Source organism: Thioalkalivibrio sp. XN279 (genome assembly GCF_011089885.1).
Taxonomy (GTDB): Bacteria; Pseudomonadota; Gammaproteobacteria; order Steroidobacterales; family XN24; genus XN24.
The window spans coordinates 113396-138183 of the sequence record NZ_JAANBD010000015.1 but is presented as its reverse complement, the minus strand read 5'-3'; the positions used below and the strand labels follow the sequence as shown (position 1 = coordinate 138183).

At 69.2% G+C, this 24788-nt stretch carries 22 protein-coding genes and 1 tRNA gene; 17 read left to right on the top strand and 6 right to left on the bottom strand.

Features of this window, described 5'->3' with window-relative positions; all coding sequences use genetic code 11:
* Positions 1 to 90 precede the first annotated feature (90 nt).
* Both G8346_RS02220 and G8346_RS02215 read left to right on the top strand, forming a co-directional pair.
* A complete protein-coding gene (locus tag G8346_RS02220; RefSeq protein ID WP_166047769.1) occupies positions 91 to 1182 on the top strand; it encodes an ABC transporter substrate-binding protein in 1092 nt (363 codons plus the stop codon).
* The gene (locus G8346_RS02215) at positions 1179 to 3908 is read left to right on the top strand and encodes a response regulator (RefSeq protein ID WP_166047767.1); all 2730 of its coding nucleotides are present in this window, start codon (positions 1179 to 1181) and stop codon (positions 3906 to 3908) included. Before G8346_RS02220 ends, G8346_RS02215 begins: the two co-directional genes overlap by 4 nt.
* A gap of 83 nt (positions 3909 to 3991) precedes the next feature.
* Here G8346_RS02215 and G8346_RS02210 read toward each other — a convergent pair.
* Positions 3992 to 4068, bottom strand: a tRNA-Arg gene (locus G8346_RS02210).
* A 173-nt stretch (positions 4069 to 4241) separates the two neighbouring features.
* On the opposite strand from G8346_RS02210, the gene G8346_RS14610 reads away from it, so the two are divergent.
* Positions 4242 to 4784: a cytochrome c5 family protein gene (locus tag G8346_RS14610; RefSeq protein ID WP_206202539.1), complete on the top strand. Its 543-nt coding sequence runs from the start codon at positions 4242 to 4244 to the stop codon at positions 4782 to 4784.
* 1 nt (position 4785) lies between these two features.
* On the opposite strand, the gene G8346_RS02200 is transcribed toward G8346_RS14610, so the two are convergent.
* Complete coding sequence (locus tag G8346_RS02200; protein ID WP_166047765.1) at positions 4786 to 6789, bottom strand: UvrD-helicase domain-containing protein; 2004 nt, start codon at positions 6787 to 6789, stop codon at positions 4786 to 4788.
* A gap of 253 nt (positions 6790 to 7042) precedes the next feature.
* Here G8346_RS02200 and G8346_RS02195 point away from each other — a divergent pair, with 253 nt between their 5' ends.
* Complete coding sequence (locus tag G8346_RS02195; RefSeq protein WP_166047763.1) at positions 7043 to 7798, top strand: hypothetical protein; 756 nt, start codon at positions 7043 to 7045, stop codon at positions 7796 to 7798.
* Positions 7799 to 7880: 82 nt separating this feature from the next.
* Here G8346_RS02195 and G8346_RS02190 read toward each other — a convergent pair whose 3' ends face one another.
* The 3 genes from G8346_RS02190 to G8346_RS02180 form a co-directional block, all read right to left on the bottom strand.
* A complete protein-coding gene (locus tag G8346_RS02190; protein WP_166047761.1) occupies positions 7881 to 9383 on the bottom strand; it encodes a YifB family Mg chelatase-like AAA ATPase in 1503 nt (500 codons plus the stop codon).
* A gap of 219 nt (positions 9384 to 9602) precedes the next feature.
* Complete coding sequence (locus G8346_RS02185; protein ID WP_166047759.1) at positions 9603 to 11180, bottom strand: DUF2254 family protein; 1578 nt, start codon at positions 11178 to 11180, stop codon at positions 9603 to 9605.
* Between the two features lie 209 nt (positions 11181 to 11389).
* A complete protein-coding gene (locus tag G8346_RS02180; RefSeq protein ID WP_166047757.1) occupies positions 11390 to 11638 on the bottom strand; it encodes an accessory factor UbiK family protein in 249 nt (82 codons plus the stop codon).
* A 192-nt stretch (positions 11639 to 11830) separates the two neighbouring features.
* Between G8346_RS02180 and G8346_RS02175 the strand changes: the two genes are divergently transcribed.
* The 11 genes from G8346_RS02175 to G8346_RS02125 all read left to right on the top strand — a co-directional run bounded on the left by G8346_RS02175 (position 11831) and on the right by G8346_RS02125 (position 22133).
* On the top strand, positions 11831 to 12460 hold the full coding sequence (locus G8346_RS02175) for a TorF family putative porin (RefSeq protein WP_166047755.1): 630 nt from the start codon (positions 11831 to 11833) through the stop codon (positions 12458 to 12460).
* A 5-nt stretch (positions 12461 to 12465) separates the two neighbouring features.
* Positions 12466 to 12804, top strand: a complete 339-nt coding sequence (gene glnK / locus G8346_RS02170) for a P-II family nitrogen regulator (RefSeq protein ID WP_166047753.1) — start codon at positions 12466 to 12468, stop codon at positions 12802 to 12804.
* Between the two features lie 13 nt (positions 12805 to 12817).
* Positions 12818 to 14071 (top strand): ammonium transporter, encoded by a 1254-nt coding sequence (locus G8346_RS02165; RefSeq protein WP_166047751.1) that lies wholly within the window; start codon positions 12818 to 12820, stop codon positions 14069 to 14071.
* Between the two features lie 142 nt (positions 14072 to 14213).
* Positions 14214 to 14552, top strand: a complete 339-nt coding sequence (gene glnK / locus G8346_RS02160) for a P-II family nitrogen regulator (protein WP_166047749.1) — start codon at positions 14214 to 14216, stop codon at positions 14550 to 14552.
* 13 nt (positions 14553 to 14565) lie between these two features.
* Positions 14566 to 15027: a DUF4124 domain-containing protein gene (locus G8346_RS02155; RefSeq protein WP_166047748.1), complete on the top strand. Its 462-nt coding sequence runs from the start codon at positions 14566 to 14568 to the stop codon at positions 15025 to 15027.
* A gap of 130 nt (positions 15028 to 15157) precedes the next feature.
* Positions 15158 to 17035, top strand: a complete 1878-nt coding sequence (gene speA / locus G8346_RS02150) for a biosynthetic arginine decarboxylase (RefSeq protein ID WP_166047746.1) — start codon at positions 15158 to 15160, stop codon at positions 17033 to 17035.
* 1 nt (position 17036) lies between these two features.
* Positions 17037 to 17912, top strand: a complete 876-nt coding sequence (locus G8346_RS02145; RefSeq protein ID WP_166047744.1) for an NAD(P)-dependent oxidoreductase — start codon at positions 17037 to 17039, stop codon at positions 17910 to 17912.
* 31 nt (positions 17913 to 17943) lie between these two features.
* Positions 17944 to 18861, top strand: coding sequence for a hydroxymethylbilane synthase (gene hemC / locus G8346_RS02140; protein ID WP_166047742.1), 918 nt, complete (start codon positions 17944 to 17946; stop codon positions 18859 to 18861).
* Positions 18862 to 18865: 4 nt separating this feature from the next.
* Positions 18866 to 19639, top strand: coding sequence for a uroporphyrinogen-III synthase (locus G8346_RS02135; RefSeq protein ID WP_166047740.1), 774 nt, complete (start codon positions 18866 to 18868; stop codon positions 19637 to 19639).
* A gap of 20 nt (positions 19640 to 19659) precedes the next feature.
* A complete protein-coding gene (locus G8346_RS02130; protein WP_166047738.1) occupies positions 19660 to 20931 on the top strand; it encodes a uroporphyrinogen-III C-methyltransferase in 1272 nt (423 codons plus the stop codon).
* A 2-nt stretch (positions 20932 to 20933) separates the two neighbouring features.
* A complete protein-coding gene (locus G8346_RS02125) occupies positions 20934 to 22133 on the top strand; it encodes a heme biosynthesis HemY N-terminal domain-containing protein (RefSeq protein WP_166047736.1) in 1200 nt (399 codons plus the stop codon).
* 25 nt (positions 22134 to 22158) lie between these two features.
* On the opposite strand, the gene G8346_RS02120 is transcribed toward G8346_RS02125, so the two are convergent.
* Positions 22159 to 23178 carry a CDP-6-deoxy-delta-3,4-glucoseen reductase gene (locus G8346_RS02120; RefSeq protein ID WP_166047735.1) on the bottom strand — a complete coding sequence of 340 codons (1020 nt, stop codon included), beginning with the start codon at positions 23176 to 23178 and terminating at the stop codon, positions 22159 to 22161.
* On the opposite strand from G8346_RS02120, the gene G8346_RS02115 reads away from it, so the two are divergent.
* Together G8346_RS02115 and G8346_RS02110 are read left to right on the top strand one after the other, a co-directional pair.
* Positions 23170 to 24078, top strand: a complete 909-nt coding sequence (locus G8346_RS02115; protein ID WP_166047733.1) for an NAD-dependent epimerase/dehydratase family protein — start codon at positions 23170 to 23172, stop codon at positions 24076 to 24078. The two genes, G8346_RS02120 and G8346_RS02115, sit on opposite strands and share 9 nt — an antisense overlap.
* A 48-nt stretch (positions 24079 to 24126) precedes the next feature.
* Positions 24127 to 24783 (top strand): GntR family transcriptional regulator, encoded by a 657-nt coding sequence (locus tag G8346_RS02110; protein WP_166047731.1) that lies wholly within the window; start codon positions 24127 to 24129, stop codon positions 24781 to 24783.
* Positions 24784 to 24788: the final 5 nt, after the last annotated feature.

The following is a 24788-nucleotide window of genomic DNA, read 5'->3' as shown; positions in this document are numbered from 1 at the left end:
TATTAATGTGCGCATGCCGCAGGTATGCTCGGCGGTTGGATTCGCACGCCCTGGAGCGCCCGCGCCATGCCGGATGCAAGGACGTACCCAGTGTGCAGACAGGCAATGGCCGCCGCCGTGATTGCAGCAGTCGCGCTCGTCTCTGCCCTGGCCAACTCGCCCGCTGCGATCGCAGTCACCGCTGCACCCGCCGACCCAGCGTCATCCGTGGTGCGCATCGCGGGCTCGGACTGGGTCATGGACGCGCCGACCAAGGTGGCTGCGGCCAGGGGATATTTCAATGCGTCGGGCTACGCCGGGCCTCGGATAGAGGCCAGCTATCATGCCTCGGGCCGTGACGCACTGGCCGCACTGCTGCGAGACGAGGTCGATTACGCCTTATCTGCCCCGACGCCCGTCGCACGGGCGCTGCTGGATCACCTGGATCGTCCCGACCGGCATCCCGCTATCGTCGTGCTGGCCTCCCTCGGCATCTCTGGCGCATCCCACTACATCATTGCGCGGCGCGACCGCGGCATAGAGCAGCCGACGGACCTGGCGGGCAAGCGGCTCGGCCTGCTCAAGCAGAGCTCGGCGCATTTCAGCTGGAGCCTGCTCGAGGGCCTGTACGGTCTCGAAGAAGGATCCGTCGTCCTGGTCAACCTGCCGGTGCAGGAACAGGCCGCCGCACTCGCGGCAGGCCAAGTGGACGCCGTGCTGTCTTGGGATCCTTACGCCCGCCAGCTGCGAGAATCGCTCGGCGAGCAGGCCGTGGTGTTCTCCAACCGCGAGGTGGCCTCGCCCAACTGGCTGCTGGTCAGCCGTCTCGCGGAGATGCGCTCGCGGCCGCAAGTCGCCGAGCGCGTCCTGGAAGGCTACCGAAAGGCTGTCGAACTGGTCGACGCTGACCCAGCGCAGGCAGCGCAGCTCGTGGCGACTGAATCACCTGCCGGGCCCACTGAGCTCGATTTGGCCGGCGCCGGGCTGTTCTGGAACCTGACGCTGAACTGGGCCGTGCTGTCCAACCTGGAAGAGCAGATGCACTGGTGGCGACGCATCGATGGCGCACGCGGACGGCCCGTGGCCGCACCGGCCAGCTACCTTTGGGCGGCGCCGCTGCAGGCCGTCGCACCCGAGGCCGTGGTGTTGCCGGACCACTTGCTGCGGCACCCCGGCGCTGGTGGAGGTCCTGTACACCGATGAAATTGCGACACCTGGTCGTCACCTGCCTGTCCGGCACCGCAGTGGGCCTGGCGCTGCTGGTGCTTCTCACCACGCACAGCTGGAGCGACGCGCTGGAGCAGCGCCGCATCATCGGTGAGGTCCAGCTGCTCCTGTCGGATGGCGCTCGCTTCGGCACAACCATCGATTACGCGACCCTGCTGGACGGTGGGCCCGAGGCGTACGAGGCTGTCGCGCTGGAGGCCGAGTCGCTGGCCGAGCGCTTCCGGGCTTTCAGCCTCCCGCCCGCAGAGCGCGCCGTCGCGCACCTGGCAGAGATTCGCGACCTGGGCCGGCTCGTCGCGGGCCGGCTGCGCGATGCCGGGACCCGCGCTCCCCTGCCTGAAACGCGCCTGCTGGAGACAGCCGCGGGCCGCCAATTGCGTATCCACCTGCATGGGCTGAACGAAGCCCACCACGCCCTGCTGGCGGACAAGCGCGGGCAGCTGTTCCGCAACATGGCCACCATCATGGCCGGCTTCGCCGCGGCCGCGCTCGGTTTTGCCGTCCTCTCCACTTTCGGCTTCATCGTCATACACCGCCGCGTCAGCGGCCCGATCCGGGCGCTGGAGAAAGGCGTGCAACGGCTGGCAGCCGGCGAGCCCGATGCCACGGTGCCGGTGCGTGGCAATGACGAGCTGGCAACGCTCGCACGCGCCTTCAACCGTATGGTGGAGGCGCGAGAGGCCCAGGAAGCGGCCCTGCGCGCCAGCGAGGCACGCTTCCGGCGCCTGTTTGCGCACACTCCCAGCATCGCCGTGCAAGGCTACGACCGTGAACGCCGCGTGATTTTCTGGAACGACGCCAGCGAACAGCTTTACGGCTACTCGCGCGCAGAGGCCATGGGCCAACGCCTGGAAGACCTGATCATCCCGGAGGAGGCGCGCGCCGAGGTGGTGGCGGGAATCGAGGCCTGGGTCGCCGGCGGGCCCGCGATCCCGGCGGGCGAACTGGTCCTGCGCTGCAGGGACGGCGCCGAGGTGCCGGTATTCTCCAGCCATTTCCTGCAGCAGAACGGTGACGCCATCGAGCTGTATTGCATCGACATCGACCTGCGCGAGTTGAAGCGCGCCGAGCAAGACCTGCGGGCTGCTTCGATGCGCATGCAGCGTCTCGCTGACATCGTCGACCATTCGCCGGTCGTGGCCATCAGCTGGCGCAACGAGCCCGGCTGGCCGGCGGATTTCGCCAGCGACAGCATCGACACGCTGGGCTACACCCCCGACGACCTGGTCTCCGGCAAGATCATCTACGCGGACCTGATCCATCCCGAAGACCTGCCGCGAATCGAGCGCGAAGTCGCCAAACACCTGCGCGACGGTCCGGACGACTACAACCAGCAATACCGCTTGCAGCATGGCCAGGGCGGCTGGATCTGGGTCGACGACCATACCTGGCTGGAGCGCGACGCAGACGGGGCCGTGACCATGATCTGCGGCACGCTGATGGACATCACGGACCGCAAGCTGATCGAAGCCGAACTCGAGCTGCACCGGCGCCACCTCGAGCGCATGGTGGAAGAACGCACGGCGGAGTTGCAGGAAGCCCGCTTGCGCGCGGAATCCGCGAACACTGCGAAGAGCGCTTTTCTCGCCAACATGTCGCACGAGATCCGCACGCCGCTGAACGCGATCCTCGGCCTGACGCACCTACTGCGCGCATCGGCGAACGACAACGAACTGCAGCGGCTCGAAAAAATCGACGATGCCGGACGGCACCTGCTCCTGCTGCTCAACGACATCCTCGACCTCTCCAAGATCGAGGCCGGCCGCCTGCAGCTGGAAAACACCCACTTCCATCTCGAGACATTGCTCGACAACGTCCGCTCCATGATCTCGGAGCAGGCGAGCAGAAAGGGACTGGTGATCGATGTGGACCCGGACGGCATGCCCGAGTGGGTGAGCGGCGACCCGACACGGCTACGACAGGCGTTGCTGAATTTCGCCGCCAATGCGGTGAAGTTCACGGAAGAAGGTCGCATCACCCTCAGGGCCCTGCACCTCGGCGAGGACGACAACGGCATCCGCGTGCGCTTCGAGGTGGAGGACACGGGCATCGGCATCGCGCCCGGGAAGCTGGCGAACATCTTCGAGGCGTTCGAGCAGGCCGACACCTCGACGACACGCCGCTACGGGGGCACCGGCCTGGGGCTGGCGATCACTCACCGTCTCGCCCAGCTGTTCGGCGGCGAGACCGGCGTGGACAGCACGCCCGGCGTGGGCAGCCGGTTCTGGTTCACGGCCACGCTGCAGCCGGGCCAACGAACGCAAGCGTACACTGCCTCCGACGCGGCTGCGCCCGCCCAGGTGCTCGCCGAGCGGCTGCGCCGCGATCATGCGGGGGCCCGAGTTCTACTGGTGGAGGACAACCCCATCAACTCGGAGGTGGCCAGCGAGATCCTGCGCCAGGCAGCGCTCGACGTGGAGCTCGCCGAGGATGGACAAGAGGCCGTCGAGAAGGCCCGCGCGAAATCGTACGACCTGGTGCTGATGGACGTGCAGATGCCGGTGATGGACGGCCTCGTCGCCACGCGCGCCATCCGCGACCTGCCCGGCTGGGACCAGCGGCCCATCATTGCCATGACCGCCAACGCCTTCGATGAAGACCGTCGCGCCTGCCTGGGCGCCGGCATGAATGACTTCATCAGCAAGCCGGTGGACCCGCCGGCACTGTATGCGGTGCTGGCGAGGTGGCTCGGGCGAGGGTAGCGGCACCGGGGCGGCACGGGACCCTAATCCTTTCGTCCCGGACAAGCTGTTAACCATCTGTCCGGAATACACCCTGTTTTTATTGGCGCGCCCGACAGGATTCGAACCTGTGACCTCTGCCTTCGGAGGGCAGCACTCTATCCAGCTGAGCTACGGGCGCACGCGCGGGGAGGCTGGCAATCATACCGGCAACACCCAGTAGCGTCCATGTGACAGCCGCGCGCAGGCGCCTGGCCATTAACGTTTGGCGCCCCTGCGGCAAAGCCATATAATCCGCGGTTTGCCGGGGCCGGCCCTACGGTCCCGCAGCCCCCAAGCGGAGAGGACACGGCGTTGAGCGCAGAGCAGGATCGCAAGTTTTTCGACACCTTCATGCTGGTACTGGGCAGCCTGGTGCTGATCACCATCGCCATCTTCGTCCTGGCGAATTCCATGGCCGGGCGCACCCAGGAAGTCCACGTCAAGGAAGACCCGGCTTACCAGCAACGCAATTTGGAGCGCATCCGCCCGGTCGGCCAGGTCGCCATCGCGGGCGCGGACAACAGCGGGCTGCGCGATCCCGGCGGACCGCGGCCCGCCGCTGCGGCCATGCCCGCCGCGTCCGCCCAGCCCGCGCGAGACCTCAGCCCGGAAGACATTTACAAGGGCGCCTGCACCGCCTGCCACGGCGCCGGCATCGCCGGCGCGCCGAAGACCGGCGATGCCGAGGCCTGGGCACCGCGGGTGGCCCAGGGCATGGACACGCTCTACACGCACGCCATCGAGGGCTTCCAGGGCCAGGCCGGCTACATGCCGCCGCGCGGCGGACACTCCAACCTGACCGACCAGCAGGTGCGCGACGCCGTCCAGTACATGGTGGAACAGCTCCCGGAGTGAACTAGTCCTCGCCGAGCAGCGACCGAAGGCCCGCGATGGCGCTCTGCCCGCGGGCCTTTTTCTCTTCCGCGCTCACCTCGGTTCGCCCCTCCCACTCCAGCAGGTCGGCCGGCAACTCCTCGAGGAACCTGCTGGGCGTGCATTCCAGGGTCTCGCCGAAGCGCTTGCGGCGGCGGGCATAGCTCAAAAACAGCCGCCGCTGGGCGCGCGTGATGCCGACGTAGGCCAGGCGCCGCTCCTCCTCCAGCCCCGGCCCCTCCAGGTTAGCGCGGTGCGGCAGCAGCTCTTCCTCGCAACCGGCGAGGAACACCACCGGAAACTCCAGCCCCTTGGCCGCGTGCAGGGTCATCAGGCGCACGCGGTCGTCCTGCCCCTCGCCGGCCTCGCGGTCCAGCATGTCCATCAGCGACAGCCGCCGCAGGGCATCGGACAGGGTGGGCGCCTCGTCGTCGCGCGCCGCCTTCGCCAGCCAGTCGAGCAGCTCGCCGAGGTTCTCGTTCGCGGTTTCGGCCTGGCGCGGGTCGCGCGCGTTTTCGAACAACCAGTCGCGATAGCCGATGTCTTCGATCAGCTCACGCGCCAGTTCGTCCACCGGTGCGCCGTCCTCGGCCTCGTCGCCGAGCTCGATGATGCGCCGGCCGAAAGCGAACAATCGCTCGACCGCGCGCGCCGGCAGCACGCCGTGCAGGCCGGTCTCCATGCAGGCGGCAAGCAGGCCCAGGCCGCGCTCGGAGGCCCAGCCGCCCAGCTTCTCCAGGGTCGCGGTGCCGATCTCGCGCCGCGGCACGTTGACGATCCTGAGAAAGGCCGCGTCGTCGTCCGGGTTGGCTATGAGCCGGAGATACGCCAGCACGTCCTTGACCTCGCTGCGGTCGAAGAAAGACGTGCCGCCGGTGACCGAGTAGGGAATCTGCAGGGTACGCAGCGACTGCTCGAAGGGCCGCGCCTGGTGGTTGCCGCGATAGAGCACGGCAAAGTCGCCCCAGCTGCCGCCGCGCTCCATGCGCTGGCGCATGATCTCCATGGCCACGCGGTCGGCCTCGTCGGCGCCGTCGCGCGCCGCCATGACGCGAATGCGGTCGCCGGGCCCGTGCGCGCTCCACAGCCGCTTCTCGAACAGGTGCGGGTTGTTGGCGATGAGGCCGTTGGCGGCCTCCAGGATGCGGCTGGAGGAACGGTAGTTCTGCTCCAGCTTGATCACCCTGAGCGCCGGGAAGTCCTGCGCCAGCCGCTTCAGGTTGTCCGGGCGCGCCCCACGCCAGGCGTAGATCGACTGGTCGTCGTCGCCCACCACGGTGAAAGCGCCGCGTGCGCCGACCAGCTGGCTCATGAGCTGGTACTGCGCCTGGTTGGTGTCCTGGTACTCGTCGCCGAGCATGTAGCGGATGCGGTCCTGCCACGCCGCCAGCACCTGCGGCAGCTCGCGAAACAGGAACACGGGGCGCGCGATCAGGTCGTCGAAATCGAGCGCGTTGTAGGCCTGCAACGCCCGTTGGTAGGCGGCGTACTGGCGCGCGCGCGCCGCGTCGATGTCGTCGCTCGCCGTGGCCAGCGCGGTGGGCGGGTCGACCAGCTCGCTCTTCCAGCTGGAGATCGCGGCGCAGGCCATGTCCACGGCCGCATCGGTGTCGGCGTTGTCGCTGCGCAGCAGCTCTTTCACCAGCGCACGGCTGTCGTGGGCATCGAAGATGGTGAAGCCGCGCTTGTAGCCCAGGTTGCCGTACTCGCGCCGCAAGATGTTCAGGCCGAGGGTGTGGAAGGTCGAAATCTTCAGCGCCTTGGCGGTGTCCTTGTCGAGCAGGGTCGCCGCGCGCTGGCGCATCTCGCGCGCCGCCTTGTTGGTGAAAGTCACCGCCGCGATGGCGTAGGCCGGGACGCCACCCGCGACCAGGGCGCCGATCTTGTGAGTGATGACGCGCGTCTTGCCGCTGCCCGCGCCGGCAAGCACGAGCAGGGGACCGGCCGTGTAGTTCACGGCCTCGAGCTGGGCGGGATTGAGTGACATCGCGGGGTCAGGTGTCGGGTCGCGGGAGGGCGGCACTATACCCGATGGCGAGCGGCATCCCGCGATGAACCGCACCCGGCGGGCGCTGTCGCACCGCCCATGTCGGGCACGTAGCCGCATTGCAGCAAAATATTTCGTGAAATAAATTTGACAGGATGCTCGTCGGATCCTAGGGTCTGTGGGTGCTGTGCCTGCTGCAGGGAGGACAGCGCGCCTCAAAACAACAAGCTAAAGACCAACTGGAGAGAGCTCAATGAACCATCGGAAAACACTCGCGCTGATCGCGATCAGCGCGGCGGCGCTTGCTGTGCCTTTCACTGCCAGCGCGCAGGAAGAATCCTCCGGCCACATGCTTTCGTTGCTCGAGCTGCACGTAAAGGCTGGGCACGACGATGATTTCCGGGCCGGCATCGCGGCGTGGAAAGAGTGCTATGTCGAGAAGAAGGGCGCCGGCACATGGAACATCTGGCGCCGCCAGCAGGGCCAGGGGAACGTCTACGTCGCCGCCTTCCGCATGGACAACTGGGCCGACCTCGACACGCCGGACGAGGCTGCGCGCGGTTGCCGTGACGTGGCGCTGGAAAAGATCACGCCCTACACGCATGCAGACAACAACACGAACTCCTATGCGCGCCTGATGCCCGACATCAGCCGCAGCGGATCGGGCGGGGACGTCGTCTGGGTCTCCAACTTCAGGGCCGACGACGGCCGCCTGATGATGAACGTCGTCAGGAAGGTCAGCGCCGCCATGAAGGAAGTCGAAGGCGACTCCCGCGGCTACTGGTACAGCGTGATGGGCGGGCCCGAGAAGGCCGCTGACTATTTCGTGGTGACGCCGTTCGAGAACTTCGCCGCCATGGACCAGGAGCGCGACGGCGTCTGGGAGATCGTCACCAAGGTGCACGGCGAAGCCGAAACGGAGAAGCTCCGCAGCGACTTCAGGCAAGCGCTGGACGCCGGGTGGTCCTACATCTTTCGCCGCGTCCCGGACCTGAGCCACAACCCTTGATGGCCTGAACCGCAGGCCCAAGAAACCAGGCCCGGGGCACCCGCCCCGGGCCTTTTCATTGGGCGACCCGCCCCGGAGACGGCTAGTCCATTCGATCCAGGCCACGGCACGACAGCGCCTCGGCCAGGTGTCGCAGCCCGATCGCCTCCGCCCCGGCCGCATCAGCGATGGTGCGCGCCACCCGCCGTACCCGCGTCTGCGCGCGCGCCGAAAGGCCCAGCTTCTCCGCCGAGCGCACCAGCAGGGCCCGCCCCGCCGGGTCGAGCGCCGCATGCGTGTCCAGCGCCTTGCCTTCGAGGCGGGCGTTCAGGCCGCCCTGCCGCCGCACGCTCGTGTCGCGCACCGCACGCACCCGCTCGCGCACCCGCGCTGAGGATTCGCCGGGCGGCCCGAGCATCTCCTCCGGCGCGGGGCGCGGCATCTCTGCCACCAGGTCGATACGGTCCAGCAGCGGCCCGGAAATGCGCCAGCGGTAGCGCTGCACGGCATCGGCGCTGCAACAGCAGTTTCCGCGCGGGTCGCCGAGGAAGCCGCAGGGACAGGGGTTCATCGCCGCTACCAGCATGAAACGGGCCGGGAAAGTGCGCTGCACAGCGGCGCGACTGATGGTCAGTTCACCCTCCTCCAGTGGTTGCCGCAATGCCTCCAGCGCCGTGCGGCTGAACTCCGGCAGCTCGTCGAGAAACAGGACGCCGTGGTGGGCCAGCGTCACCTCGCCCGGCCGCGGGTTGGCGCCGCCGCCGGTCAGCGCTACGGAAGAGGCGGAATGATGCGGGGCACGAAACGGGCGGCGTCCCCAGTCGTCGGGCGCGAAAGGCTTGCCGGCCGCCGAGGCGATCGACGCCACCTGCAAGGCCGTGGCCGGGTCGAGGGGCGGCAACAGCCCCCCGAGGCGTCGCGCCAGCATGGTCTTGCCGGTGCCGGGCGGACCGATGAACAGCAGGTTGTGCCCGCCCGCCGCGGCGAGTTCCAGCAGGCGCCGTCCCCGCTGCTGCCCGCGCACCTCGGACAGGTCCGGGCCCTGGTGTATCCCCGCCATCAAGCGCGGCGGCGCCGTCACGACCGGCAGCGGCTTGCGGCCCTGCAAGTGCGCCGCCACCGCCAGCAGGTGTTGCGCCGCGCGTACCTCGCCGGCGCCGGCCACAGCCGCCTCGGCAGCCGAAGCCGAGGGAACGACCAGCGTCCGCCCCTTGCTTGCCGCGGCGATGGCCGCGCACAGCGGAGCCTGCACCGGCCGCAAGTCTCCATTGAGGGAAAGCTCGCCGAGGAACTCCGTGACCTTGAGACAGCGCCCGGGAAGCTGCCCCGAGGCGACCAGCACCCCCAGCGCGATGGGCAGGTCGAAGCGCCCGCCCTCTTTCGGCAGGTCGGCCGGCGCCAGGTTGACGATCACTTTGCCGGCAGGAAAGCGGAAGCTGCAGTTCGACAATGCCGCGCGCACGCGGTCGCGGCTTTCCCGCACCGCCGTCGCCGGGAGCCCCACGATGTTGAACCCCGGCAGCCCGCCGCCGGCGTGGACTTCGACTGTCACCGGCAGCGCCTCGAGGCCGCATTGCGCCCGGCTCAGCACCTTCGCCAACGCCATCCCCACCCCCCCGAGCCCGCACACCCTGCCATGTTCGGGCGCAACGGCATTCGAGGTAAGCCGCCAAAACCGGGCAACAGGCCGGGAAATCCGGACATACCTGCACCGACGCAACTACCGGGCGGCCGGCGACGTCACAGGCGCACTGAGCGAGATAAAGACTTCCGAACGAAGGGCGCCTGTGTCGGCGCCGGCCGGCCGCCACGAGGTCACAGGCGGTCAGGCGTGGCTGGTGCGGACCTGGTCGAGGAACCGGTCGAGGTAGCCGCGCTCTTTGTCGGTCAGGTAATGCAGGTTCCGTCCCCGGTCGACGATCTCCCAGAAGTGGGGCGGAGCCTGCAGCCACAGGTCGTTACGCACCTCGGCCTTGAAAACCGGGGACATCTCGGCCATGTCGTCCGCCACCAGGCCGGCCTTCATCTCGTCACCCTCGGACAAGTAATAGACCCCCAGGCGCGTCTGCGCCTTGCGCACGCCGCGCAGGCCGCGGTAGTGACGACGGGTATCGCCGGGGCCTTCCGAGTCCAGCGCCAGCAGCTCGAACAGCATGGCCTCGTCGCAGCCCAGCCGTTCCTGGTGGGCGTAGCGGCACAGGCTCGCGATGTCGTAGGCGACGGTCTCGGTGATCCAGATCAGCTCCTCCTCGAAGGCGAGGTAGCCATAGTGCTTCATGAAGCGCACGCCCTCGCACGCCTCCTCGCACAGCTCCTGGCGCAGGAGTTGCTCGAGGAGCATGCGGTACTGCAGCAGCACGTCGTCAGCGGTCCGCTCGATGCCCCGGTCGATCGCCGCCCGCAGGTAGGAATTGAAAAAGCGGAACACCATGCGGATCAGGTCGGTCTGCTGCGTGTCTGCGGCCGCCTCGCCGATGTAGCGGGTGTCGATCGCGACCTGCGACGCGACATCGGTCATCGAGTCCAGCGCCTCGTAGTACACGCGCAGGTACTCGTGCAGCGTCTTCCACTCCACCCATAGCCGGCGCGTCTCGAGTTCCGCCAGCAACTCCGTGTCCATGGCGACGAAATCCGGGTTGAAGCGCAGCTCGGGACCGAGGCGGTACCAGGCGATGTCTTTCTCGGGCTTGGTGGCGACGTAATCGACGGCGAAGTCGCACAGGGCGTCCACGGCCGCGCCGGCGATGATCTTGTCCCGGCCCTCGATCGAGTTGTTGGCGATGTCGGTGATTTCCTCCATCTTCTCCAGCACCCGCCGCTGCATCCGGTTCGCCTCCTCCGGTTCCTGCGCCGCCAGGCCGCGCGCGGTGAGGCGCGCGGTGTTGCGCCGCAGGCGGTCGATAATGTTGCCCGGCTCCAGGAACCAGAAGGTGTAGGCGAAATAAGGCAACATCCCGGCCAGGCCGAGGCTGGTCAGGATCATCACCAGCAGCAGCAGGCTGCGCGGCACGAAGTCGGGCCGCAAGGTCACGCTCAGCCACACGGCGCACAGGCTGGCGACGATGTAGAAGCTGATCACCGCGATGTGCACCGGCTCGCGCAGGAACATGATCGCGACGCTGGTGTAACGCTCTGAAGACAGCTGCACGATGATGGCCACCACCGTGAGCACGATGCCGAGCACCGCCACGATGGTCATACCGAGCGTCGGCAGCGCGTCGGTGATGAGCACGGGATCGAAAGAGAGGTAGTGCTGGAAGATGCTGCTGGCGCTATGCAGGTCGGCGCCGAACAGGAGCGAGTCGAGGACGTAGAACGCGGTGCAGAAAGTGATCGCCACCGCGATGACGACGACCATCGGCGTGATCCACGCCAGCACCACCGGCGGCGCACGTGAACGCATGGTCTGCGACGCCACCACCCTCTCGGCACGGGCTCGGTCCCCGTCCGTGCCGGTCCCGCGGAATCTCGCTCCATCCGGTGGCATGCCGCCCTCCTGGCACGGCTGCAAAGCCGTGCAGCCATCCACCAACTATGGACTGAAAGCCGGGAAACTTCCACGCAGGTGCGCAGACAGCGGGGAACGGCTGCCGGGCGGCAGTCCGGCGGGCGCTATTCCGGTGGCTGCTCGAGCTTCGCCAGGCGCGCTTCGAGCGCCTCGAGTTTCTCGCGCGTGCGCTTCAGTACCGCGGCCTGCACGTCGAACTCTTCGCGGGTGACGAGATCGAGACGGGACAAGCCCGCCTGCAGCACGGCGCGGAAGTTCTGTTCCGCATCCTCGCGCAGGGCCTTGAGCCCCCCGGGCAGGCTGTCGGCCAGGCGCCGGGCCAGTTCGTCGATGTTCGGCCTCTTGGGTTCCATGCTCGGTCCTCGCGCCCCGCAATGGGGCATGGGGGGATGCTGCCCTGCACCATGACGGTGCGCCCTGCTGCCGTCCCTGCGGCGGATCGCGGCTAAGTCATTGAACCGTCAGAGCTGGCACGCATCGTGCTTTGCAGCAATCAGCCGGGGCACAACGACCCGGACCATGCTTTCCACTGGGAGGAAAACAACATGACTCGATCCAAGTACCTGCTCGCGGTCCTGGGGCTGGCGGCCAGCCAGGCGGCAGTCGCCGGAGATTTTAGCGCGAACGTCGGCATGATGTCCGACTACATCTTCCGCGGCATCAAGCAGAGCGACGCCTCGGCCTACGCCGGGCTCGACTACGAGCACGAGAGCGGCTTCTACGCCGGCACCTGGGGCGCAGACGTCGGCCAGGGCATGGAGTACGACCTCTATGCCGGCTTCGGCGGCGCCATCGGCGACTTCAGCTACGGCATCGGCTATACCGGTTACTTCTACACCGACGACTTCGACGACACCTACCAGGAAATCAACCTCACGGCCGGCTACGGGCTGTTCAGCGTCGAATACTCCTTCGGCACCTACGACAACTTCGACGGTCCCGAGCTCGACTACGGCTTCGTCGCCGGCACCGTCGAGTACGAAGGGTTCTACGCCACATACGGCACCTTCACGCAGGACTTCGACGGCAGCTACGGCGAGGTCGGCTACGGCGCCGAGGTGTCCGGGTTCGATATCGGCGTCGCCGCGGTGATGAGTGACAGCGACCTGTCGTTTACGGGCTCGAGCGAGACCTCGCTGGTGTTCACCATCGGCAAGACCTTCGACCTGAGGTAAGCGGCATGAAACTGGTCACAGCAATCATCAAGCCGTTCAAGCTCGACGACGTGCGCCAGGCCCTGGCGGACGTCGGCGTGAAAGGCGTCACGGTGACCGAGGTGAAGGGCTTCGGTCGCCAGCGCGGCCACACCGAACTCTATCGCGGTGCCGAGTACGTGGTCGATTTCCTGCCGAAAATGAAGGTGGAGGTGGCCATCGACGACGAGCTGCTGGAGCAGGTCATCGAGGTCATCAGCAACACCGCGCGCACCGGCAAGATCGGCGACGGCAAGATCTTCGTCATGCCACTGGAACAGGTCATCCGCATCCGTACCGGCGAGACCGGTCCGGAAGCGGTCTGAGGGGAGGAAGACAGTGGAACAGATACTTGAACTGAGCTACGCGCTCGACACCTTCTACTTCCTCATGTCCGGGGCCCTGGTCATGTGGATGGCCGCAGGCTTCACCATGCTGGAAGCCGGCCTGGTGCGGGCGAAGAACACCGCCGAGATCCTGACCAAGAACGTCGGCCTGTATTCCATCGCCTGCCTGATGTACATGCTGGTCGGCTACGGGATCATGTACGGCGACGGCAACGGCATCATCCCCGGCATCAGCATGCTCGGCACGGCTGACAACGCCGTGGCGGACGTGGTGGCCGGCGGGGACGACGCGCCCTACTACTCGAACCTGGCGGACTTCTTCTTCCAGGTGGTGTTCGTCGCCACCGCCATGTCGATCGTCTCGGGCGCGGTGGCCGAGCGCATGAAGCTGTGGTCGTTCTTCGCCTTCGCGGTGGTCATGACGGCCGTCATCTACCCGGTGCAGGGCTACTGGACCTGGGGCGGTGGCTTCCTCGGCGAGACCTTCGGTTACTCCGACTACGCGGGCTCGGGCATCGTGCACCTGGCCGGCGCTGCGGCGGCCCTGGCGGGCGTCATCCTGCTCGGTGCGCGCAAAGGGAAGTACGGCGCCAAGGGCCAGGTCAATGCCATTCCCGGCTCCAACCTGCCACTGGCCACGCTGGGCATGTTCATCCTGTGGATGGGCTGGTTCGGCTTCAACGGCGGCTCCGAGCTGAAAGTGTCGGACGTGGGGTCGGCCAACAACGTGGCGCTGGTGTTCACCAACACCAACCTGGCGGCCGCGGCCGGCCTGGTGGCGGCGCTGCTGCTGGCCAAGGCCTGGTTCGGCAAGGCCGATCTCACCATGGCTCTGAACGGCGCCCTCGCCGGCCTGGTGTCCATCACCGCCGACCCGCTCTCGCCGTCGCCGCTGCTGGCCATGGTCATCGGCGCCATCGGCGGCCTGCTGGTGGTGGGCTCGATCGTGTTCCTGGATCGCAAGCTGCGCATCGACGACCCGGTCGGCGCCATCTCCGTGCACGGCACCGCCGGCATCTGGGGCGTGCTCGCCGTGCTGCTCTCCAACGGTGACGCCACGCTCTCCGGCCAGCTCATCGGCCTGGCGGTGATCTTCTCCTGGGTGTTCTTCGCCAGCCTCCTGGTGTGGTTCGTCATCAAGAAGGTGGCGGGCATCCGCGTCTCCGAGCAGGAAGAGTACGAGGGTGTCGACCTGCACGAGTGCGGCCTCGAGGCCTACCCGGAGTTCACCAAGTCCGGCGACTGATCGTCTTTCGCATGGCAGGCGCAGGATGCGCCGCTTCCCGGCCGGGGGCGTTCTCGCCCCCGGCCTTTTTTTTGCCCGCTCCACACCGGCGCAGGGGCGGTGCTAGACTTCCCCGGGCCCGGTATGCATTCGGAGAACGACGATGAAAATGGTCTGCGCCATCATCAAGCCCTTCAAGCTGGACGACGTCCGTGAAGCCCTCGCCGATCTCGGCGTGCAGGGCATTACTGTGACGGAGGTCAAGGGTTTCGGGCGCCAGAAGGGACACACTGAGCTTTACCGTGGCGCTGAGTACGTGGTGGATTTCCTGCCCAAGGTGAAACTCGAACTGGCAGTGGCAGACGATGCGCTGGAGCGCGTGATCGAGGCCATCGTCAACACGGCTCGCACCGGCAAGATCGGGGACGGCAAGATTTTCGTCTACGACCTGGAACAGGCCATCCGCATTCGCACCGGCGAAACTGACGACAAGGCGCTCTGAGGAGGCCCGGACGATGAAAACGCTGCTGTCCGCATTGCTGCTGCTCGCCCTCGCGACTTCTGTGGCGTATGCCGACGCCGAGGAGGTCTATCGCACCGTGAAGCCGGACGGCACGGTGGTCTACAGCGACCGGCCGATTTCGGCCGACTCCGTGCGGGTGCAGGTGCAGTCGCGGCCCACCAGCGAGGCGCGCACGGCGGCGGAAGCCGGCGGCGCGAACCCCTCCGGGGCCCGCCCCGGTGCGGCCGGGGGCGACGAGGCGCTCGCCGCGGCGCGCGAGGAACAGGCCCGGCTCAGGGCCGCCGCTTGCGAAGAGGCGCGCAGGACGCTGGCAACCTACGAGAACTCGCCGCGACTCTACGAGCAGCTGCCCGACGGCGGACGCCGCTTCCTCACCGACGAGGAAACTGTGCAGGCGCGCCAGGCGGCGCGCCAGGCCGTCGCGGACTACTGCGAGCCCGACGGCCCCAACTAGCCTGCCGCACTCCAGCCGACCGTAATCCGCCGCGCGCCGCCGGTGGCGCAGCGCTTTCCGTTCACGGCGATGCGCTATACTGCGCGCCCTTTTTTCCAGTCCTCCCTGACAACGCCGGAGGCCGCCGCGCATGAGCCAGGAACAGATCGAAGCCAATCGCCGCCTCTACGGAATTTCCCGCTGGAGCGACGGCTACTTCGACATCGGTACCCAGGGTCGCCTGGTGGTGCGGCCGTTCCGCAACGGCGCGCAGGTCGACCTGGTGGAACTGGTGCGCCGCGCCCGCCTCGCCGGGCTGGCGCCGCCGATCCTGTTCCGCTTCACGGACATCCTGCGCGACCGGCTCGACCGCCTGCACAACGCCTTCCGCAACGCCATGTCGGCGCGCGGTTACGAGGCGCGCTACCGCGTGGTTTACCCGATCAAGGTCAACCAGCAGCGCAGCGTGGTGGACACCCTGGTCGGCCACGGCGGCGCGCGCGTCGGGCTCGAGACGGGCAGCAAGCCGGAGCTCATGGCCGTGCTGGGCGTTTCACCGCCCGGCGGCATGATCGTGTGCAACGGCTACAAGGACCATGAGTACCTCGAGCTGGCGATGATCGCGCAGCGCCTCGGCCACGAGGTCTACATCGTGGTGGAGAAGCTCTCCGAGCTGGACCGCATCATCCAGCTGGCACAGGAGTTCGAGCTCGAGCCGCGGCTGGGCGTGCGTTTGCGGCTGTCCAGCGTGGGGGCCGGCAACTGGCAGGACACCGGCGGCGAGAAGTCCAAGTTCGGACTCACCGCGGGCCAGCTGCTGGACGCCGCCGAGCGCGCCAACCGCGCCGGCATGGGCCACTGCATCCGTATGCTGCACGTCCACGTCGGTTCGCAGGTGCCCAACCTGCGTGACATCCGCCGCGGTCTCACGGAAGCCGCACGCGTGTATGTCGACCTGCGCCGCGCCGGGCTCGACCTGGGGCTGATGGACGTCGGCGGCGGGCTCGGCGTCGACTACGAGGGCACGCGCTCGCGCAGCGCCAACTCGGTCAACTACAGCATCGAGGATTATGCCCGCACGGTGGTCGACACCATCGCTGAAGTGTGCGACGCCGCGGACATGGAGCGACCGGAAATCGTCTCCGAGTCGGGCCGCGCCATGGCCGCGCAGCATGCCGTGCTGGTCACCAACGTCATCGACACCGACGTGCCGACCAACACGCGCCCGGTCGAGCCGCCCGAAGACAGCGGCGCCGAGGTGCAGGGCCTGTGGGACCAGTTCCAGCGTCTCGAGGACAGCTCGCCGGAAGAGGTCTACCGCGAGACGCAGCACCTCATGGCGGAGCTGCACCAGCGCTACATCGGCGGCGAGATCGACCTGCATGAGCGGGCCCGCGGCGAAGCCCTGGCGCGCGCCCTGATGCACGCCGTGCGCGACCGCCTGCTGGGCCAGAGCAACCCGCCGCGCGCCGTCCTCGACGAGCTCAAGCAGATCACCGCCGACAAGCTGTTCATCAACATGTCGGTGTTCCAGTCGCTGCCCGACATCTGGGCCATCGACCAGGTGTTCCCCATCATCCCGGCGCAGCGCCTCGACGAGGCACCGACACGCCGCGGCGTACTGCGCGACCTGACCTGCGACTCCGACGGGCGCGTCGACCTGTACGTGGACGGTGAAGGCATCGAGCACAGCCTGCCGGTGCACGCGGTGAGCGCCGACGAGGAATACCTGCTGGCCATTCTCATGGTGGGCGCGTACCAGGAGATCCTCGGCGACCTGCACAACCTGTTCGGCGACACCGACAGCGTCGACGTCTACCTGTCCCCGGCGGGCGACCCGGTGCTCGGCATGCCGCGCAGCGGCGACACCGCCGAGCAACTGCTGGGCTACGTGCACTTCGCGGCCGACGAACTGCGCGCCTCCTACGCGCGCAAGATCGCGGCCGCCGGCCTGGACGAGGAAGACCAGAGCTACTTCCTGCGCGCGCTCAGCGACGGCCTCTCCGGCTACACCTACCTGGAGGACTGAGATGCTGCGGGTTGGATTCATCGGCCTCGGCGCCATGGGCCTGCCCATGGCGCGCAACCTGCATCGGGCCGGGCTGCTGCACGGCGCCTGGAACCGCACGCCGGCCAAGGCCGAGGCGCTGGCCGCGGAGACAGGCACGGTAGCGGCGGAGACGCCGGCGGCCCTGGCGGCGCAATGCGACGTCGTCGTCACCTGCGTCTCGGCCGACGCGGACCTGCTCCATGTCATCGACGCCATGGCGCCGGCGCTGCGCCCGGATGCCGTGGTGGTGGACTGCTCCACCGTGGCCGCGGCCACGGCGCGTGAGGCGGCGGCACGGCTGGCCGCGGGCGGCGCCGGCTTCCTTGACTGCCCCGTCAGCGGCGGGACCGAGGGTGCTGCGGCGGGCACGCTGTCGATCATGGTCGGCGGCGAGGAGGCGCACCTGGAACGGGCGCGCCCGGCGCTGGAGGCCATGGGCAGCACCATCGTGCACATGGGCCCGGTCGGCGCCGGGCAGGCGGCGAAGGCGACCAACCAGATCATGGTCGCGGGCATCAACCAGGCGGTGACCGAGGCGCTGGCCTTCGGCCGCGCCCAGGGGCTGCCGATGGACAGGCTGATCGCGGCCCTGGAGAAGGGCGCCGCGGGCAACTGGTTCCTGTCGCGACGGGGCCCGACCATGGTGCGCGGCGAGTACCCGCTCGGCTTCAAGGTCGGCCTGCACGCCAAGGACCTCGAGATCTGCCGCCGCATGGCGGAGGAACTCGGCGTCAAGCTGCCGGTGGTGGAGATGACGCTGGTGCACTACGCGCGCATCGCGGACACCAGCGCCGAGGAAGACATCTCTGCGCTTTTCCGGCTCAAATCAGATATGTTTTCTTCCGCCGACGAGTGAACTCACGGGCGCGCCAGAGGACCGACGAAGCATGAAAAAGACCATCAGGATCGCCACCCGGGAGAGTCGCCTCGCCATGTGGCAGGCCGAGCACGTGGCCGCCGAGCTGTGCCGCCACCACCCGGACCTCACGGTGGAACTGGTGCCGATGACCACCAAGGGCGACCAGATCCTCGACACCACGCTGGCGAAGATCGGCGGCAAGGGCCTGTTCATCAAGGAACTGGAAACCGCCATGCTGGAAGGCCGCGCGGACATCGCCGTGCATTCCATGAAAGACGTCCCTGCCGAGATGCCGGAAGGCTTCGGCATCGTGGCCGTGCTGGAGCGCGAGGACCCGCGCGATGCGCTGGTCTCCGCCGACTACATGCGCATCGAGGACATCCCGGCCGGCAGCGTGGTCGGCACTTCCAGCCTGCGCCGCCAGGCCCAGCTGCAGCATGCCCGGCCCGACCTGGAAGTCGAGCCCATACGCGGCAACGTGGAGACCCGCCTGCGCAAGCTCGACCACGGTCATTTCAGCGCCATCCTGCTGGCAGCTGCCGGCCTCAAGCGGCTCGGCCTGGCCGAGCGCATTGCCGGTTTCCTGCCCTACGAAGTTTCGCTCCCGGCCGTGGGCCAGGGCGCGGTCGGCATCGAGGCGCTGCAGGACGACGCCGCAGTGGCCGAGCTGGTGGCCCCGCTTGAGCACGCGGACACCCGCCGCTGCGTCGACGCCGAGCGCGCCTTCGCCGGCGGGCTGGGCGCGAGCTGCGAATCGCCCGTGGCCGGCTTCGCCGTCATCGACGGCGATGAACTCTACCTGCGCGGCCTGGTGGCCACGCGCGACGGCGCCTCAGTGCTCCACGGCGAGCGACGCGGACCTGCAGCGGACGCCGCGGCCATCGGCGCCGCGCTGGCGCGCGACCTGTTCGAGCGCGGAGCGGCAGCGCTGCTGCAGGAAGGCTGAGCACATGGCTGAGACCAGCCTGCGTGGCGTCACCGTGCTCGTCACCCGGCCCCAGGGGCTGGGGGAAGACCTGGTGCAGGCGATCGAGTCCCGCGGCGGCGAAGCCATCCTCATGCCCAGCATCAGCATCGAGCCGGTGCAGCCGGACACCTCGGAACTCGCCGAGCTGGCCACCCTGCCCGCCGGCGGCCTGGTGATCTTCGCCAGCCGCAACGCCGTCGCCTGGGGCGCCCGCTACCTGCCGCAGCCGCGCCCGCGCGTGGCAGCCATCGGCCCCTCCACTGCCAAGGCCCTGGCCGAGCTCGGCCTGACGCCGGACGTGCGGCCCGCGGGCTTCACCACGGAAGACATGCTGGCGCAGCCCGAGTTCGAGAACCTGTCGGGCGTGCGCGTGTTCATCATCAGGGGCGAAGGCGGGCGCGCGGCGTTGGCGGCGGGCTTGAAGGAGCGCGGCGCACGGGTCCGCTACCTCGACGTTTACCGGCGCGTGCAGGCGCCTCTCGACCCCGACCGGCGCCAGTTCATCCTGGAACGGTGGGCGGCGGGCGAGATTCACATCTTCACGGCCACCAGCGGCGACATCTTCCGCAACCTGTGCGGCATGCTCGGCGCCGAAGGCGAGATACTCCTCCGCCGCACGCCGCTGGTGACGGTCAGCGAGCGTGTGTTACAAATTGCCGAGGACTGGGGCCATGCCGCGGAGCGTATACTGGCAGACGGGCCCGACGACCAGAGCCTTGCTGAGGCGATCGCCCGCTGGCACGCAACCGGGGCGTAAGCCCGGACGGGAGCGACGGAATGAACGATTCCCGGACTGACCGGACCAGGGACGGCGCCACCGACGGCGCGCCCCCCGCAGACGCCGCGACGGAATCCACGACGGAAACGACGCCGGAAACGACGCCGGAAACGACGCCGGAAACGACGCCGGACACCGCGACGGCAGGCACCGAGGTGGACGCCAGGGCGGAAGCTGCCGAAATGCCGCCCGAAACGGCTGCGGCAGACACTCCCCCGCCGCCACCGCCGCCTCCACCAACACGGCCATCGTCGCAACCGTCGCCACCGCCACCCGCGCCGAAACGCGGCGGCGCCGTGGCCCTGCTGGCGCTGCTGCTGGCGCTGGCCGCTGCCGGCGGCACGGGCTATCTCTACTGGCTGCTGCAGCAGGATCGTGCGGCACAGGAAAACCTAGTCCTGCGGCAAGCGGCCGCGGTGCGCAACCTGGACGAGCTGCGCGCGGACCTGCAGGCCGCCCGGGAGCGCATCCGGGAGGTCGAGGCCACCCAGGGTGAACGGCGGCAGGCCCTGTCCGCCCTCGAGGACGAGCTGCGGCAGGTGCGCAACCGGCTCGCCGCGGCAGCGCAGGAAGAGGCTTCCGCGGAGCGCGCACCCACGCTGGCGGAAATCGAGTTCCTGCTGCTGCTGGCCGACCGCGAGCTGCGCCTGGCGGGCAATCCGCGCGTGGCCCTGGCCGCCCTGCGGGAAGCCGACGACCGCATCGCGCGCCTCGACGACCCGGCGCTGGCCGGCGTGCGGGCGGCGGTGAACGACGAGATCGCGGCCGTGGAGGCGGTGACGCAGGTGGACGTCGCGGGGATCGCGCTGCGCCTGGACAGCCTGGCCGGGCGCATCGAGGGCCTGCCCCTGCGCGGCGCCCTGACCCCCGTGCCTACGGCAACCGGCGGCGGCGGCGCAGAACCGGCCAGCGGCTGGGATCGCTTCCTCTCCCGCGTGCGGGACGCCGCCACCGGCCTGTTCCGCCTGCGCCGCAGCGATGCGCCTGCCGCGCCGCTGCTGGCCCCGGACGAGGCCTTCTTCCTTTATCGCAACGTCGAGCTCGACCTGAAGAGCGCGCGCCTCGCGGCGCTGGCCGGCGACGCCGCCAACTATGCCGCCGGGCTGGGTGCCGCGCGTGCGGCGCTGGCAGAGTATTTCCAGGACGACGACCCCGCCGTCGAGGCCGTGATCGACGCCATCGACGAACTGCAGCAGCGCGACATCTCGCCGCGCTGGCCCGCCATATCCCGTTCCGTGGGGCTGCTGCGCGACCTCGGGAACGGCGAATAGCGATGCGCTGGGGACTCCTCCTGCTGCTCGCCCTGGCGCTCGGCGCCGTCGGGGCCCACTGGCTGCTCGGCGACCAGGGCTACGTGCTCGTCGACATCCGCGGCTGGACGCTCGAGACCTCGGTGCCCGGACTGGTGATCGCAATGGTGCTGCTCTACCTCCTCGTCCGGCTGCTGGGCTGGCTGTTCCGCGCGCCGCGCCGCATGGGGCAGGCTGTCGGTGAGTATCGCGCCCGTCGCTCGCAGCGCCACCTCGACCATGCCTTTGCCGCCATTGCCGAGGGGCAATGGGGACGCGGCGAGAAACTGCTGGGGCGCGCCGCGCGCGGCCCGGCCTCGCTGGCGGGGTACCTCTCCGCGGCGCGCGCGGCGCAGGAACAACAGGCGGTGGACCGGCGCGACGAGTGGCTGCGCCTCGCCTACGAGGCCGACCCCGCCGCCACCCCGGCGGTGCTGCTGACGCAGGCGGAACTCCAGCTCGACTACGGCCAGCTCGAGGAAGCATTGGCGACCCTGCGCCAGCTCGAGCAGCGCAACGCCACGCATCCCAGGGGGCTGGTGTTGCAGGCCCGCGTGCTGGAGCGGCTCGGCGACTGGCCGGCGCTGGAGGCGCTGCTGCCGCGCTTGCGCAGCGCCAAGGTCCTGGATGGCGACGCGCTGGCGACGCTCGAAGTGCGTGTTGCGCAGGCCTCGCTGGACCGCACGCCCGACACGGCTGCGCTGGAGCAAGCCTGGAAGGCCCTGGCGCGCAAGTTGCGCCAGCGTGTGGAGGTGGTGGAGAGCTATGCCCGCAACGGCGTGCGTCTCGGCGCGTCGGAGCAAGTGGAATCCGTGCTGCGCAAGGCGCTCAAGTCGTCCTGGTCCGCCTCGCTGGTCGCGCTGTACGGGCGGCTGGAGACCCCGGACCCCTCGACGCAGCTCGCGACGCTGGAAAAATGGCTCAACGAACGTCCGGAAGACGCCGAACTGCTGCTCGCCTGCGGCCGCCTGTGTTTGCGCAGCGAGCTCTGGGGCAAGGCGCGCAGCTATCTCGAGACCAGCCTGGCGATACGCCCGCGCCCCGAGACCTGGCGCATCTACGGCGAGCTGCTGGTGAAGCTGGGCGAGTCCGGCGCCGCGTCCGAAGCATTCCGGCAGGGCCTGACCGCGGCGGCGGACGGCACGCCGGCGCTGGCCCCACCGGCCCAGCCCGGCCGGAGCTGAGCGGCCCGCGCGTCGTCCAGGCCGTTCAGGCCGACGGCGCAGAAAACTCGAAGGAATCGAAGTACAGGCGACCCTGCGGCAAGCCGTGTGCCGGGAACAGTTCCTGGATGACGCCGATCATGGGGGGCGGCCCGGCCGCGTACACATCCACTGCCGCCAGCGACGGGTGGTCGGCCAGCACCGCCTCGTGCACCCAGCCGCGCCGCCCGCTCCACGCGTCCTCGGGCTGGGGCGCCGACATGACGGGCGTGAAGGTGAGCCAGTCATGTGCGGCCGCCCAGTGCGTTACCAGTTCCCCTTCGTACAGGTCGCGGGGACGGCGCACGCCCCAGTAGAAATGCACCGGCCGGCTCGCCCCGGTGTGCAGCAAGTGCTGCAGCATGGACTTGATCGGGGCAAAGCCGGTGCCCCCGGCCACCATGACGACCGGACGCGTGGCCTCCTCGCGCAACCAGAAGCCGCCCAGCGGCCCCTCGATGCGCAACAGGGCCCGCTCGCCGAGCTGCTCGAACACCTGCGTCGTGAACACCCCGCCGGCCACCTTGCGCACGTGCAGCTCGAGGCGATCGGGCTGGTGCGGCGGGCTGGCGATGGAATAGCTGCGCCGCTGCCCGCCCGGGAGCAGGAAGTCGACGTACTGCCCGGCCAGGAACACGAACGGCTCCAGCGCCGGCAGTTTCACCACCAGGCGCACCACGTCGTGACACAGGAGCTCGTGGGTCTCGACCCGGCAGGGCAGGCGGCGGATGCGCACCTCTTCGGGCACGGCGAGCGCCCGCGCCTCCAGCTCGAGATCGGTGACAGCGCGCGCCTGGCACAGCAGGGCACGCCCGCCGGCGGCTTCCGCCGCGGTGATGCCGGGCGGCAGGCCGTTCGGGTAGGTGACCTCGCCGCGGACGATGCGTGCCTCGCAGGCGCCGCAACTCCCGCCGCGGCAACTGTGGGGCAGGTGCAGTCCGGCGCGCAGGCCGGCCGCCAGCACCGGCTCGTCGTCGACGACCTCGAAGGTCTCGCCGCCTGGATGTAATCTGACGCAATGACTCATCCGGAACATCCCGCGGCCGTTCAAGCCGGCCTGACCGTGGTGGGCTGCGGCTATACCGGCCGCCGCCTGCTGAAACTTTGCCGCGAACCCGGCCGCGACGTCGTCGGCACAGCCCGTGGCGACGACAGCCTGGCGCAAATCCGCGCCCTCGGCGGCCGCGCGCTGCGGCTTGACCTCGACCTGCCTGCCGCGCGGCTGCCGCGCGACTGTTGCGCCGGGCGTGCCCTGGTGTACATGACGCCGCCGCCGCAGGCGGGGGCTGACGACCCGCGCCTGCGCAACTTCCTCTCGGCCCTGCCGGCTTTACCCGCGAGCCTAGTCTACCTCAGCACCACCGCGGTCTACGGCGATACCGGCGGCGCGCTGGTGACCGAGGAGACGCCTGCGGCGCCCGCCTCGGAACGCGGCGCACGGCGCCTGGACGCGGAGCGCGCCGCGCTGCAGTGGGGCGAGGCCACGGGAGTGCCGGTGCGCATCCTGCGTGTGCCCGGGATCTACGGCCCCGGGCGCCTGCCCACCGACCGCATCCGGCAGGGGGCGCCCGTGGTGCGGGCCGAGGACGCGGGCCCGGGGAACCGGATCCACGTCGACGACCTCGCGGCGGCCTGCCTTGCCGCCGTCGATTACCCGGGTGCGCAGCGCATATTCAACGTCGGCGACGGCGATCATGCCAGCACGACCGAATACTTCCGCGCCGTGGCTGACGCGGCCGGCCTGGCGCCCCCACCCGAGTTGCCGCTGCAGGACTTGCTGGCCCGGGTCTCGCCTGCCATGCGCGGGTTCCTGGTCGAAAGCCGGCGCGTCGACACCACGCGCATGCGCACGGAGCTGGGCTTCATCCCGCGTTACGACTCGCTTGCCGCCGGCGTCGCCGCCAGCCTGACCCAGGACAGGTCCTGAAATACCGTATACAATCCACAGTATTTCCTGCCTGCGAGGTGTCCGGATATGGCGATCCAGCACGCCAACCTGCGTGACCAGGTGCGCGAGGAGCTGCTCAACTGGCTGTCCGACGGCCGCCTCCCACCGGGCCAGCGGCTGGAAGAGGAGCGCATCAGCCGGGCCATGGGGGTCAGCCGCACGCCCCTGCGCGAAGCGCTCACCAGCCTCGCCAGCGACGGCCTGGTGGAAGCCGTGCCGCGGCGCGGCTTCCGGGTGCCCAAGCTGTCGGCCGAGCGGGTGCGCAATCTCCACCCGGTCGTGGGAGCGCTGGAAGGGCTGGCGCTACGCCTGAGCGGCGCCCAGGCGGCGCACCTGGCCGGCCAGCTCGGCAGCCTCAACGAGCGCCTCGGCTCAGCCCATCTCACCCCGATGCAGCGTGCCGACCTGGACCGGCGCTGGCACGAGACCCTCGTCAGCCGGAACCCGAACCGCGAGCTCGGCCAGATGCTGGAGCGCGTGCGCAGCCGCCTGCGGCCCTATGCCGGGAGCTGGGAACGCAGCGCGCGCGACGTGGAGACGGCGCGGGAGGAGCATGCGGAAATCGCGCGCCTGCTGGCCGCGGGACAGCTGGAACCGGCGGCCGAGGCGGTGCTGCGGCACTGGGTCGGCGAGATCCGGCCGGTCGTCGCCTGGATCCAGGGCCCGCACGCCGCCGCGGGCTGAGGCCG

What these genes read in the sequence shown, in the direction of transcription:
- G8346_RS02135 (WP_166047740.1), top strand. Translation starts at nt 18,866, where the DNA reads ATGGCTGAGACCAGCCTGCGTGGCGTCACCGTGCTCGTCACCCGGCCC.
- G8346_RS02115 (WP_166047733.1), top strand. Translation starts at nt 23,170, where the DNA reads ATGACTCATCCGGAACATCCCGCGGCCGTTCAAGCCGGCCTGACCGTG.
- G8346_RS02130 (WP_166047738.1), top strand. Translation starts at nt 19,660, where the DNA reads ATGAACGATTCCCGGACTGACCGGACCAGGGACGGCGCCACCGACGGC.
- G8346_RS02120 (WP_166047735.1), bottom strand. Translation starts at nt 23,178, where the DNA reads ATGAGTCATTGCGTCAGATTACATCCAGGCGGCGAGACCTTCGAGGTC.
- G8346_RS02180 (WP_166047757.1), bottom strand. Translation starts at nt 11,638, where the DNA reads ATGGAACCCAAGAGGCCGAACATCGACGAACTGGCCCGGCGCCTGGCC.
- G8346_RS02215 (WP_166047767.1), top strand. Translation starts at nt 1,179, where the DNA reads ATGAAATTGCGACACCTGGTCGTCACCTGCCTGTCCGGCACCGCAGTG.
- G8346_RS02110 (WP_166047731.1), top strand. Translation starts at nt 24,127, where the DNA reads ATGGCGATCCAGCACGCCAACCTGCGTGACCAGGTGCGCGAGGAGCTG.
- hemC (WP_166047742.1), top strand. Translation starts at nt 17,944, where the DNA reads ATGAAAAAGACCATCAGGATCGCCACCCGGGAGAGTCGCCTCGCCATG.
- speA (WP_166047746.1), top strand. Translation starts at nt 15,158, where the DNA reads ATGAGCCAGGAACAGATCGAAGCCAATCGCCGCCTCTACGGAATTTCC.
- G8346_RS02190 (WP_166047761.1), bottom strand. Translation starts at nt 9,383, where the DNA reads ATGGCGTTGGCGAAGGTGCTGAGCCGGGCGCAATGCGGCCTCGAGGCG.
- glnK (WP_166047753.1), top strand. Translation starts at nt 12,466, where the DNA reads ATGAAACTGGTCACAGCAATCATCAAGCCGTTCAAGCTCGACGACGTG.
- glnK (WP_166047749.1), top strand. Translation starts at nt 14,214, where the DNA reads ATGAAAATGGTCTGCGCCATCATCAAGCCCTTCAAGCTGGACGACGTC.
- G8346_RS02185 (WP_166047759.1), bottom strand. Translation starts at nt 11,180, where the DNA reads ATGCGTTCACGTGCGCCGCCGGTGGTGCTGGCGTGGATCACGCCGATG.
- G8346_RS02195 (WP_166047763.1), top strand. Translation starts at nt 7,043, where the DNA reads ATGAACCATCGGAAAACACTCGCGCTGATCGCGATCAGCGCGGCGGCG.
- G8346_RS02175 (WP_166047755.1), top strand. Translation starts at nt 11,831, where the DNA reads ATGACTCGATCCAAGTACCTGCTCGCGGTCCTGGGGCTGGCGGCCAGC.
- G8346_RS02145 (WP_166047744.1), top strand. Translation starts at nt 17,037, where the DNA reads ATGCTGCGGGTTGGATTCATCGGCCTCGGCGCCATGGGCCTGCCCATG.
- G8346_RS02155 (WP_166047748.1), top strand. Translation starts at nt 14,566, where the DNA reads ATGAAAACGCTGCTGTCCGCATTGCTGCTGCTCGCCCTCGCGACTTCT.
- G8346_RS02200 (WP_166047765.1), bottom strand. Translation starts at nt 6,789, where the DNA reads ATGTCACTCAATCCCGCCCAGCTCGAGGCCGTGAACTACACGGCCGGT.
- G8346_RS02125 (WP_166047736.1), top strand. Translation starts at nt 20,934, where the DNA reads ATGCGCTGGGGACTCCTCCTGCTGCTCGCCCTGGCGCTCGGCGCCGTC.